This is a genomic window from Nostoc sp. CHAB 5836 (genome assembly GCF_020829445.1).
Taxonomy (GTDB): domain Bacteria; phylum Cyanobacteriota; class Cyanobacteriia; order Cyanobacteriales; family Nostocaceae; genus Nostoc.
The window spans coordinates 1-12,626 of the sequence record NZ_JAIVFV010000188.1 but is presented as its reverse complement, the minus strand read 5'-3'; the positions used below and the strand labels follow the sequence as shown (position 1 = coordinate 12,626).

Sequence of the window (12,626 nt, the reverse complement as noted above, 5' to 3'; positions counted from 1 at the left end):
AACACTGTTAAGTACCAATATTAAAGGAGAAAGCAAGAAATAGAAAAGCAAGAAATAGAAACTCTAGAAAGATTTCGGCTAGAGAGAGAAATGGCTTTGGAGGATGAAAGAAAGTGGTACGAAGAACATGGCGATGATGATTTCGATTATGAGGATGAGGATGAGGATGAAGATGAAGATGAAGATGAAGAATAATATCTTGGCTTCATCTCGCATTTTTCACTCTTCTTGAGGGGATATGGGGCAAAGGGAAAAGAACAAGGCACATTGAACTCTCTCCTGCTCCCCTTTAATATTGGTACTTAACAGTGTTCATTGAAAAGCATTAAATTTTTTGAGCAAAGAAAAGAACCGATAAATAGGGTTGAGTAACATATCCCCCTTGAGCATTTAATATCTGTATAATGGCATCAGATAAATCTTGCTTTTCAGTTTCAGTAAATTCTTGATAAGCAGTTTGAGTTTTCAAAAGACCGAGATATCGCTCTGCATCATAATTAATAGACCAAGGATATTGTTTGACCACTAGATTTTGGAAACAAAAACTATTTAATATCCAGTTTTCTCTTTTTTTGATTAGGGATTCAAGTGAGGATGGTTTAGAATTAGATGTCGTTGTTGGTACATATTTTTGAAACGTTTCTTTGAGTGCCTGAAATATTGAAGTATCGGGGAAAAGAGAAAAATTCCAAAAAAACGCAATATAACCTTTTTCTTTTAAAGCTTGTGCAACTTTTGGATAGCCTTTTTCACGATTTACCCAATGAAAGGCTTGGGCAGATATTGCTAAATCAAAGGCTTTTGGGCGTAAGTTCCAATTCTCTAAAGTAACTGTCTCAAATGTCACCAATGGATATAAACGCATATTTTGAGATGCTATTGCAATCAGTCTTTCACCTGGCTCTAAACAGTAGATAGCGTAGCCCTTTTCAGCAAATGGAACAGTTCCCTTACCTGTTCCTGTTCCAATATCTAAAATTGAAGCTGAATCCGGAAGATTAGCCATCTCAATTACATCTTCAATCAATTGAGATGGATAGCTAGGGCGTGCTGCTTCATAGATTTCTGCAACTTCATTAAAGGACTCACTACGTTTTCTATTCATCACTGATCAATCCACAAATGTATTTTGCTCCCGATCACTTTCTCTCGGATTTGAGAAAATCTTAACAGTTTTACCACTGTAGAAAAAGCCTCTGTCTCCAATCCAATTTGACAAGACGCTACCGCTACTATTAATCTATATCAATGGGAATCATTCGGGTGCAGGGTACAAGTCTCTACTAACCCAATACTGTCACTCTGGGAAAAGAAAAATAAGAGCCAAATTTTTAACTGTAGATAGAGTAAGCATTTGAGCGTTTATTTTCTAACAGGATGGCTGAAAGGAAGATTTTTAGTAAAAGTCTTATGCTGTAAGCATCCCAGATTATTCTCTTCCAAAAGCGATGTCTGACGACAAGCTGCTTAAAGCGTCTACGCCTGACCAATGGATATAAAGAAACATTTATGTTTCTGAGAATCGGGCTAAGAATAAATAATTCAGAAACCAACCGAGAAACTTTTACTGTGATTTATGACAAAAGCTTTATCCTGGCTTATTAAAGGCAGCACTTTGTTTTGTCTATTGCCTTGGGAGCCAATTGCGGCACAAATTGTTCCGGATGCAACCCTAAGAGTCAACTCCAGCCTTACAATAGAGGGTAATAATACCAGTGCGATAACGGGAGGAACCCAAGTCGGAAGCAATTTGTTCCACAGCTTTGGACAGTTTTCTGTACCCACAGGAAGCGCGGTATACTTCAAAAATGCCCCAGACATCCAAAACATTTTGACAAGAGTGACGGGTAGCTCAATATCTAATATTGATGGTTTAATTCGAGCTAACGGCATAGCCAACGTGTTTCTGATTAATCCCAATGGGATTATTTTTGGGCCGAATGCTTCACTGGACATTGGCGGCTCGTTTTTCGGCACTACTGCCAGTAATATTAAATTTGCCGATGGCATCTCCTTCGATGCTAAACCCCTTAGTGGAGCAGAATCGTTGTTGACAGTGAGCGTGCCTGTGGGATTAGGATTTGGGAGAAATGCTGGAAATATTCGCGTCTTTGGAGACGGACAAGGTATAAGAAAAACTTCAGACCTCATAGATACTAGTTCTGGTCTGCGCGTGCAGCCAAATCAAACCCTAGCTTTGGTGGGTGGTGATATATTACTCTCAGGTGGAACGCTTAAAACAACAGGGGGACAGATTGAATTAGGCAGCGTGGCTGGAGCGGGTTTGGTCAATCTGATTCCTAGAGATAAAGGCTGGACGTTGCGATACTCAAGCATCTCAGCCTTTGGAGAGATCCATCTGTCTGGAGCAGCAGCAGTTGATGCCAGTGGAAATGGTGGTGGCAATATTCAAATACAAGCCAGGAAGTTAATGCTAGACGGTGGTTCTCAGATTGAGTCCAGCACATTAGGAGCAGGAACGGGAGGAACATTGAAAATTAATACTTCAGATTCAGTGAACCTGGTGGGATTACCAGAAGTTGATTCGTTTCTCAACACTGCTATATCGAGCCTAGTTTACTCAAGAGCTACCGGATCTGGTGGCAACATCAATATTGAAACTGGGCGGTTAAATGTCCGGGATGGAGCAGAGATCGCTGCTGGTACGTATGGCTTGGGAAATGCTAGTTCCATACACGTCTTAGCTCATGATTCAGTGGAAGTGCTGCGAAAACCAACAGCCAAGGCAGGCAGTTCCATAACAAGTTTGGCCCAACGAGGATCTACTGGATCTGGCGGTAACATCAAGATTGAAACTGCGCGGTTAAGTCTACGCTCTGGAGGAGTGATATCATCAGGCACATTTGGGCAGGGTTCGGGAGGCAACGTATCGATCACTGCTGACGAAGAAGTACAAGTAACCGGGAAGTCATTAATTGGTAATTCTCCTAGCAGAATATCAGCTCGAACCGGAGGAACTGGAAAGGCCGGAAATCTGACAATCGAAGCAGAACGATTAACTGTCACTGATGGTGGGAGAGTAAGTATTGGTGGTGAAAAAATTCCCAAAAATCTCAACTTTCAGCCAGGACAAGGAAATGCAGGAACCCTCCGAATCAACGCAGACACTATCAATCTAGACAGAGGTACTATCACAGCTGGCACAGAGAGCGGCACAAAGGGCCAAGGAGGCGACATTTCCTTATACTCTGGTGACTTACAATTACGTGACAGTATCATTACTGCAACTGCTGGGGGTAATGGCGACGGCGGCAACATCATCATCGATACAGATATCATAGTTGCAATAAAAAATAGTAGCATCACAGCGAATGCTTTTGAAGGGCAAGGCGGTAATATCAGAATCGACACTAAAGGAATATTTCTTTCTCCTGATAGCAAAATTACAGCTAGTTCACGGTTCGGATTGAATGGTACGATTCAGATCAACACCTTATTTACTAATCCTGTGCAGGCTAAAGCAGAACCAGAAGCGATTCGTACAACTCCTGAGATTGCATCGGTTTGTCAGGGGCGATCGCGGGCAGTAGCTAGGAGTAAATTGGTCGTTACTGGCACTAACGGTCTTCCAACTAGTTCTAACGATCTGCCAGCTAGCAATTTGAATTGGCAGAGTAACTTGGTTTCAGGTGAAGCTATTAATAATTTAGAGGAACCAAAGTCATACTCAAGCGAAGAACCAACACAAATCATAGAAGCCCAAGCCTTGATACAAGATTCTGATGGGAATTTTATTTTGACGGCAAAACAACCTAATACTGTCGTTCCTAATGCTTCGTTGTCTGCCAGATCGTGTTCTCAAGAATCTGATGTATCAAAAATCTTACCAGTGACGAAAACGACTCAGAAGGATGATTAGACTCCGATATTGGTTCAAGTATTTGTTGCTAGTTATTTTCGGATTGTTTATAGTTATGAGCCAACCATTTATTATCCCGGCTCAAGCTGTAAATAAAGAAGCGCAACAACAGAATGAGGCGGATTTATTGACCCAAAGAGGTCAAAAGCAATTGGATATCGGCCAAGCAGAGTCGGCTTTTAAAACTTGGCAAAAAGCTACGAAAATTTATCAAAAACTTCACTATGAAGATGGTATTACCGGGAGTTTAATCAACCAGAATCTTGCTCTACAAGCGCTGGGCTTACATTATCGGGCTTGTAATACGCTTTTATCAGCTTTGAAGTTAGACGCAAATGCTTCTCTTTGTGCCACTACGCCACAGCAACCTACTGATAAGATGGAAAAACTGCTGACGGCAACTATTAATAAGCAAACTTTTTCACCCCTGAACTTGCTCGGATTGCACAACTTGGGAGAAGTCTTGCGTCGGTTGGGGAAGCTTGATGAATCAAAAAAAGTTTTATCAGAAATATTATCTGCTACTAAGTGGATACCCTCTGTTGACACTAGTGGGATTCTGCTTTCATTAGGTAGTACTAGGCAGGATATTTACAAGCAAGCACGAAATCAATATTCAGAAATAGAAGAACCCGTTTTTCAAAAAGAATTTGTCAATTTAATTCAACAACAGGCACTTGACTCACTTGATATTTATCAACAAGTGATTAACACCTTGAATACTTCAGAACAAGTACAATTGCAAGCTCAATTACATCGCTTGAGCTTGCTGTTAGACTTTGAGAACTGGTTAACAGGAGAGTCGAAATTAGGTAATAAAAAATTAGCTTCCCTTCGTACTAGAATTACTCAACAGATACAGCCATCTGTAGATTTACTGTTGAAAAATCATTTGGCATTTTCTCGATTACCAGCCAGCTATTCTGTTTATGCAAAACTGAACTTTGCTAAAAGTCTGAATAAAATTCCAGACAAACAGTTCCATTCCCAAGCTATTGAGTATGCTGAATCTGCTTTCCAAACTGCTAAAAGTACTAATAGTCAGAGATTACAGTCAGAGAGTTTAGGCACTTTAGGGAAGTTAAAACTAGAGCAATCACAAACATATTTTGAAGAAGCTTTGGGATTGGCTCAATCAGTTCACGCATGGGATCTTGCCTATCAGTGGCAGCAGGAATTAGGAATTTTGTACAAGGAGCAGGGAAAATATAAAGAAGCTCTACAAGCATATAGTGCCGCAATTGAAAATGTGACGTTAGTTCGCAACAATCTTTTGTCAAAAAATACAGATTTACAGTTCTCATTTCAAGAAAAAGTGGAGCCTTTGTATCGTGACTATATGCAATTGCTTCTAACGGATTCTAACCCAAATTTGTCACGAATAATTCAGACTAATGAAAGGTTACAAATCGCCGAATTGGAAAATTATCTTCAATGTGGTAAGCTTAATCTTACAGCTTTAAATGAATTTGAAAAGTTAGATACTAGCCCCACAATTATTCATATAATCGACTTAGTTGATAGTGTAGAAGTAATCTCTCAATCTCCTAAACAACCTCTTCATCACCACTCTATTGAGTCTCAGCTAATTAGAGGGCATATTAATAATCTTGTAGACACTTTACAAGACAAGAATCTTGCTTATGTTAATGCAGATGTGATTCTTGAGCATTCACAAGCACTTTATAATTTATTAATTGCACCTATCAAATATTTACCGACATCAGGAACACTAGTATTTACTTTGGATGCATCTTTGCAAAGTTTACCGATGGGCTTGCTTCATGATGGAAAAAATTATCTAATCCAGCGCTACGGCATTACAGGTACTCTGGGTTCTCGAATGCAACCACCTAAACTTTTAAAAGAGAAGCAGTTAAAAGCTTTCATTGCTGGACTCAGCAAGATCAGCCCTAGTTTTTACGCTCCAAATGCTCCCAAAGGACTCAAAGTATTGCCAGGGGTGGAAGTAGAAATAGCAAATGTAAAAAAAGGAATTACTTCTTCAAAAGTATTGTTAAATGAAGACTTTATTAGCCCAATGCTAGAAAAAGAATTGAGTACAGATGATTTTTCAATAATTCACCTAACTACTCACGCTCAATTTAGTTCTATTCCTGACCGAACAATGATTTTTGCTTGGGATAAACCAATTACTGTTTCCGAATTTAATGATTTCCTCAAAGAAAAAACTCAGTCCCAAGAAGGAATTGAGTTATTAGTTTTGAGTGCTTGCCAAACTGCCAAAGGTAATAAGAGATCAGCTCTGGGAATGGCTGGAGTGGCAGTACAAGCCGGAGCCAGAAGTACGATAGCCACACTCTGGCAAGTAGATGCTGATTCTAGCGCTTTACTGATGAAAGAATTTTATCAACGATTGAAAGATGGTTTGACTAAAGTCGAGGCACTACGTCTTGCACAATTGCAACTGATATCAAACCCTCAATATCAACACCCTTCCCACTGGGCAGCATTCTTACTTATTGGCGGCTGGCTATAATTTCATGAGCAAGTTAACGATCTTTCAACCATTTCACTAATTTCAAACCTGATTTTACCTTTGATAATTCAGATGTATTACTACTGCTCAAAGCTAATTGAGCTGCTATCGTGTAAGTCTGCTCCGCCTCTTCTGGTAACAACGCTCCTAAATAGCGATCGCCTAGTAGTCTGTAGAGAGTTGGATTTTGACTACCTGCCACGACTCGTGCAATTAATGTCTTAATTGATTCATCTAAAAGAAGCTTTGACATATATATAGCATCCAAATCGCGGAAAGCAGCTTCATCAGGCGGCAATCCCAAGTCTTTAATTTGCTTGACTTGATCAGAAATGTGCTGAACATCATCAAGAGATAAAAGATGGACTACTAAGGGACTATAATTCAGGGGTTGATCACCGTGGTTACTAATTACAGTGATTGTATACGTATTACCATACTGTAATTCTTTTTGCTCTTGCGGATATGGTAGACTTGTAGTGTTTTTTACATCTGCCTTCCACTCAACACCATTACCTTTTACTACTACTGTATAGCTATCAGCGCCTGCCACTGAGTGCCAAGAGATTTGTGGTCTATTATTTATAATTGAACTGCCATAAGGACTAGTTACAATCGGCGCATTTTTTTCATCATCTGGCCCCTTATAGTCATGTGGACAAGAAACTATATTTAATACTGAACACTGTACAGCTTCGTTAGGTGGTGGCGCACATATTTGTGTATTAAAAACAGTGTTCTGCTGAAAATACAGAATTTTTCGATTTAAGAAGCAGAGAACTTTGACCGCACTTCCGTTTTGAGGATTGATCCGCTCTCCCAAGCACAAATATCTTCCCGATCTCAAGAAGCGATCGCCCGTGCTATAAACTCGACCACTTGGCTCATCACACAAATTATGAAGTAATATTCGTTGCTGTCCCCATGCACTGCTAGTCACCAAAAGGATTAGTGTTGATATTGATACGAAGGTTGTAAATCGGCGGACTGGAAAGACTTTTTTAGTTAGGCTAGATATGGTAAGCATTACAACTTATTAAAAAGCTAGTTACTTTTTTGTAGTTTAATCTAAGTAGAGAAGAAATCAAACAGAAAATTTGGTTGATAGCGTCAAAGCCTGTTATGGGTTTGTCCTGAACTGTCGAGAATCAGGCTTGAGCCTAATTCTTTGTAATACGTCCCCCCGCCAACGAAAGACTTCTGGCACTTTCGACTCAAGTATCAAGCAAGCTTCCCAATTAAGCCAGGAATTATCGTTATCACCTAAAGCTTCTTGGACTTGTGCCAGTAAACAGTAAGTGTCTGCTCTTTGAGGATCTAATTCTCCGGCTTTTTCTAAATATTTCTTTGCTTGACCCAACTTCTTCTGCTCAAAAAGCGCCCAACCTAAATTTTTATACAATGCAGCTTGTAATTTGGGTTCTTTAGTTTTTTGTAACCCTTGTAATGCCAGAGCAATCGCCGCACTATAGTCACCTTTTAGATTTTTTAGTCTGGAGAGATTATTGATAACTGGAATTGCTTGAATATTACTTTTTATGGCCAACTGATATTGTTGCTCTGCCAAATCTTTTTTCCCTTGCTCGTCATAAAAGGTTCCTAGTCCATAATGTCCTAACCAATTATCAGGCTTCAATTTCAAAGCTTTTTCATAATTAGTCGTTACACAATCAAATTCATTTAATAACTGGCAAACAAAAGCTAAATTATTGTATGTGTCTACATCTTGATTATTATATTTTAGCGATAATTCATAATATTCTTTCGCCATTCGCAGGTTTTGAGTACTACGAGATGCTTTCTCAAAATAAAACTTAGAAATAGAATTTTTCACTTGGGGATTAATTTTTATAGCTGAGTCAAAAAATTGTTGTGCGCTCTGAGAATCATTTGCTCCCTCAGCCCTTTCTCCTTGAGCTACTAAGTAGTTAGCTGCTAAAGGTATAGATAGAAAAAGACCCCCAATAAATACTAAAATCGTTAATGTATATTTGCTAAATTTAAATACTTTAGAATTAGCTAATCTATAATTTTTAATTTGCTGAGGCAGTTTTTCTAACCTCTGTAAAATTACTTTAGTAGTCTGCGGACGCTGTCCTGGAAGGAGAGCCATCAATTCATCAATAAAATCAGCAAAGGGTTTGTCAATATGCGGTGCTTTATCTCTCCAAATTAGCCTTCCTGTTTTTTGATCTGTTGGTAGATTACTTAGAGGAGTTGCAGTAACTAGATTTACAAAAGTCCGACCCAAAGCGTAAAAATCTGATTGCGGTACTGCTTGACCATTAATTTGCTCCAAAGAAGTATAGTGAGGCGTAACAACAGATGTAACTTCATATCGTCCTCCTCTACCTTTATCAGTTCCCCCACTGCCACTAACTTTAGCTAAGTAAGTATTAGTTAATCGCCGCGCAGTCCCAAAATCAATTAATGCTAGTTGACCATTTGGCTGAAGAACTATATTAGAAGGCTTGATGTCTCGATGGAAAAAATCAGAACAGTGTACCGTATCAAGAGTTTCAACTAACTGTTTCAGCCATTCTAATGCTAGAGATTGTGAAATTTTATCATGAGATTCTATCCATTGTTCCAAGTTTTCTCCCTCAATTTTATCCATCACTAAGCAATGTAATATTAGGCGGCTATTCTTAGGGACAAATGTGAAAAAGTCGTCCACAGTGCTTTCGGGAATATTAGGATGCTCAATCAGTTGCAAAGCCAGAGATTCTTGCTCGATCAACTTAACTAAATTAGGAGTATCCCATTTCAGAACTTTCATAACTCGCTGCTTACCACTAGGATTCGATTGAGTACCAGCGTCGTCTACTTCAAAAACTTCAAAATAATGAAACGGGTTATTAGCAAGCTCTCTCAATGGTTCAACTAGGCGTATGCGATCGTTGATAAGCAGCGAAGTACCACAGGACAGGCAGTTTTCAATGTCATTAGGATTTTGACGTTTATCGCAAAAAGGATTGATACAATAGCATGACATATTTAAAAAACTTATATAAAGCAGACGAGAATTGACTATTATTTCTTAACTAACTCACTAAATGTTTCACTGCTAAGTGCCTCACTAACTGGCTTACAGGCATAAATTTAGCCATATTCAGGGCTTAGGAACAATATTAGAAATTTGTATGCTACTCCGGCGAAAATAAGCAATTACAAAGGGAAAACTCTAGTATGATTATGTGTGTTGTGACACGCTATTAAACCAATTCGCAATTCGCAATTACGTGAAAGTGACGGGGATTTAAACCCCGACACAAAACAAGCTGCTTGTAGAAGCTATGCAACTTTAACCCCCAAACTTAGTTAAGACAACTCTAGTTAACCTGAGTTCGGGTTAAGCCAGAAGCTAAAAAGCTTATTCTGTAAGGATTGAGCAAAACTCTAAGTGATATAAGAAGCGATTAAAGTGGAATCATTTCATCAATAAGGCTTACAAATGAGACTAATGTCAACAATATGCCTTATTGAGAATAGATTAAAACAGAGCTTCAGACCGAACAATGTGAAATCAAGGGTTTTGAGGATTTCTTATCCCGAACTCAGGTTAGTTATGGAATTTGACTTAAAAATATCTATTTCTCTATCGGCACAAGCATAGTCATGGATTTTAATGCTGGACAAAGGCTGAATTTACCACTAAATCCTTCCCTGTCTTCGGCTACCATAACAGGACAGAACCTTACTGAACAGAATTGTTCCAAAACAGTAACTTTTGAAGAAGCTTTGGTTGTAGTAGACGACCTAGTATTTACTAAGACAGGTAGACGGTTATCTGAAGCTGAAATCACTGTCCTGAAGGGAACATGGAATGATTGTGATTACGATGAGATAGCGGAAAACTCACCTTATAGTCTTAATTACTTACAACGGCGTTTAGCTCCTCAACTATGGGATATACTGTCCGCTACCATTGGAAATGGTGAACGGGTTTACAAAAAGAATCTCCGGAATTTTTTTGAACTAGTAACCCCAAAAAAGTATCATACTCCCACAACACCAAGTGCAAAGCAAGTAATCTCTGCCGACAACTCTCTACAAATTATTGGAGATCAATCACCTGATATATCTAATTTTTACGGACGGGTGCAGGAGCTGGCTGATTTAGAAGAATTAGTAACCAAGCACCGTTGTATTTCACTAATAGGAGTGCCCGGAGTTGGGAAGAGTGCGTTAGCTGCAAAGTTAATAGCAGCACTTAGCATAAAATCTCAACCTACATTTGATTACTTTTTCTGGAAATCAGTGTCTCATGCACCATTAGTTCAGGACTTAGTAACTGAACTGATAGAACAAATACAAACTGTAGAACCCTCCTTAAACTTCCCTGAGTATACCCAAGGAAGGATTACAGTGTTGATTAAGCTATTGCAATCGCGTCGCTGTCTGCTGGTATTGGATGAATTTGACGCATTATTTCAGAAAAATAACTTTGAGCAACGGTTAGAGTATGAAACATTTTTTCGTCGCTTACTGGAAGACCAGCACCAAAGCTGCTTGCTTCTAACTGGCCGAATTTTTCCTAATGAATTCGATACCCTAATAAGGGCTAAACGATCTATTCACTATCTCAAAATTAAAGGCTTAGATCCAGATGCTGCAATGCAGCTTTTAGCTGCCCAAGGATTAACTAATCCACAAAAATGCCACGATTTGATTAAAACATATAGCGGTAATCCATTGGAACTACAAACAGTAGGAGAACGAATTAACTACTTTTTCGGTGGTAATACTGAAATATTTTTTGAAAACCAAACTACATTTGTTAGCAGTGAGCTTGAAGCAATACTCGATAAAATGTTCACTCAAGTGTTAAATAAAATCCAGAAGCAGATTATGATTTATTTAGCAAACGAAATAGCTTCAAATTCCCAATCGATTAGTTTTGTTAAGTTATTAACTAATATAAATCAAAGAGATAAAGCATCTTTGTCAACTTCCGAGTTGGTCAAAGCATTAGAAAAACTTGAACGCTTGTCGTTACTAGAAAGTATTCAACATCCAATTACAAAAGAAGTTACTTTTACTGTTGAACCAGTGATTAAAAAGTATATTTTGACAGATCCACAGGGGTTGGTACATACATCTGATACTTTGCCAACATTAGCGATGCCTAGGTTGGCAAGCTACGCATCTTCACAGAGGTATTTATGATTGTAGGAAAACTAGAAGTAGCAATAAAAATTAACGAACTACCACAATCTAACATAGTAGAGAATGGTTGGCAACAATTTGAAATTGACTGTGATGGTCGCGTCATTTCAATTACAGTCAAACCTAAGATTTGGAAGAAACTGACCGATGCTGCTAGTAATTACCCACAATGGGTTGCAGCAATCGCTGGTAAACTTGGTCAGCAAACAGAATATGGGTTCGTGTTAGAGGAACCCAATATACAAGTTTTCGAGCGCAAACCGAAGGCAGAGGTCGTTTCTGCCTTCGGTGCTGCTTCTTGAAGCAAGTGATTACCCAATCAGGGTAAGCTAGAACGAAGACTGGTAAATATGGAGGAGTCAAACAAAGAAAAATCAGAATCTCGTTAGATACCGAAAGACCATAAGTTATGTAAAATCAAGCTAATTGAAAGGAGGTATGAAGGTGAAGATACAACAGTATGAGAATTTAACGCACAAAGCGCCACTAAGGAGTAGCGCTTTGTGCGGGTCTTAAATTTCATATAACCTCAGAGCGGGGTTATCTCACGAAAACCAAAGCAGTGGTAATTAAAGTTTGGCGACTTTCCCACTGATTGGTCAGACGAGATTTTATCCGCTGCTTCTCGTATTATACGAGAAGCCGCACGAAACGCACCAGTTTTGTGTGGCAGTTTTGGCTGTCGAAATTCAGAAGTTTCTGTAAAGTTAAGTTTAGTTAAGAAATATTCCGAATTTCGTAGCAAAAATCAGTAGCAGCGCGAATAACAGTTACCAGTTATCAGTTGGAAGTTAAGTCCAAGATTAGATAACTGTTAACTGATACAACCCCCTCTGAAGCTTGTCAACCAAGAAAACAGAGGTAAATCTATCGTGAAAAATGACTTATGCCCAATACAACAGGGTGTTGGGGTTAGGGTTAGATCAAAATTTTTTTCAAATACCTCTCCTAGGGGCGTGAGTATCATCGGAACAGAAAACCAGGATAAGAAGCATTACATAAATACTACAAAAAAAATTCGGTGCTGAAACTCTTGATTTATCGTCATTGCGTAATTGGTAAGTTGAAAAGTGAGCT

Annotated in this window: 7 protein-coding genes; 4 read left to right on the top strand and 3 right to left on the bottom strand. The window is 38.9% G+C overall.

Features of this window, described 5'->3' with window-relative positions:
• Positions 1–325: 325 nt before the first annotated feature.
• The gene (locus LC605_RS26700; protein ID WP_229550515.1) at positions 326–1,105 is read right to left on the bottom strand and encodes a class I SAM-dependent methyltransferase; all 780 of its coding nucleotides are present in this window, start codon (positions 1,103–1,105) and stop codon (positions 326–328) included.
• Between the two features lie 471 nt (positions 1,106–1,576).
• Here LC605_RS26700 and LC605_RS26695 point away from each other — a divergent pair, with 471 nt between their 5' ends.
• Complete coding sequence (locus LC605_RS26695; protein WP_229550514.1) at positions 1,577–3,880, top strand: filamentous hemagglutinin N-terminal domain-containing protein; 2,304 nt, start codon at positions 1,577–1,579, stop codon at positions 3,878–3,880.
• A gap of 55 nt (positions 3,881–3,935) precedes the next feature.
• On the top strand, positions 3,936–6,380 hold the full coding sequence (locus LC605_RS26690) for a CHAT domain-containing protein (protein ID WP_229550513.1): 2,445 nt from the start codon (positions 3,936–3,938) through the stop codon (positions 6,378–6,380).
• A gap of 13 nt (positions 6,381–6,393) precedes the next feature.
• Here the strand turns inward: LC605_RS26690 and LC605_RS26685 are convergent, their stop codons facing one another.
• A complete protein-coding gene (locus LC605_RS26685) occupies positions 6,394–7,407 on the bottom strand; it encodes a hypothetical protein (protein ID WP_229550512.1) in 1,014 nt (337 codons plus the stop codon).
• 93 nt (positions 7,408–7,500) lie between these two features.
• Positions 7,501–9,375: a tetratricopeptide repeat protein gene (locus LC605_RS26680; protein ID WP_229550511.1), complete on the bottom strand. Its 1,875-nt coding sequence runs from the start codon at positions 9,373–9,375 to the stop codon at positions 7,501–7,503.
• 623 nt (positions 9,376–9,998) lie between these two features.
• Here LC605_RS26680 and LC605_RS26675 point away from each other — a divergent pair.
• Together LC605_RS26675 and LC605_RS26670 are read left to right on the top strand one after the other, a co-directional pair.
• The gene (locus tag LC605_RS26675) at positions 9,999–11,549 is read left to right on the top strand and encodes an NACHT domain-containing protein (RefSeq protein ID WP_229550510.1); all 1,551 of its coding nucleotides are present in this window, start codon (positions 9,999–10,001) and stop codon (positions 11,547–11,549) included.
• Complete coding sequence (locus tag LC605_RS26670) at positions 11,546–11,851, top strand: fertility inhibition FinO-like protein (RefSeq protein WP_229550509.1); 306 nt, start codon at positions 11,546–11,548, stop codon at positions 11,849–11,851. Before LC605_RS26675 ends, LC605_RS26670 begins: the two co-directional genes overlap by 4 nt.
• The last annotated feature ends 775 nt before the right edge of the window (positions 11,852–12,626 follow it).

Excerpts from the sequence above, each read along its gene's own strand:
- LC605_RS26675 (WP_229550510.1), top strand. The coding sequence starts at position 9,999 with ATGGATTTTAATGCTGGACAAAGGCTGAATTTACCACTAAATCCTTCC.
- LC605_RS26695 (WP_229550514.1), top strand. The coding sequence starts at position 1,577 with ATGACAAAAGCTTTATCCTGGCTTATTAAAGGCAGCACTTTGTTTTGT.
- LC605_RS26690 (WP_229550513.1), top strand. The coding sequence starts at position 3,936 with ATGAGCCAACCATTTATTATCCCGGCTCAAGCTGTAAATAAAGAAGCG.
- LC605_RS26700 (WP_229550515.1), bottom strand. The coding sequence starts at position 1,105 with ATGAATAGAAAACGTAGTGAGTCCTTTAATGAAGTTGCAGAAATCTAT.
- LC605_RS26685 (WP_229550512.1), bottom strand. The coding sequence starts at position 7,407 with ATGCTTACCATATCTAGCCTAACTAAAAAAGTCTTTCCAGTCCGCCGA.
- LC605_RS26670 (WP_229550509.1), top strand. The coding sequence starts at position 11,546 with ATGATTGTAGGAAAACTAGAAGTAGCAATAAAAATTAACGAACTACCA.
- LC605_RS26680 (WP_229550511.1), bottom strand. The coding sequence starts at position 9,375 with ATGTCATGCTATTGTATCAATCCTTTTTGCGATAAACGTCAAAATCCT.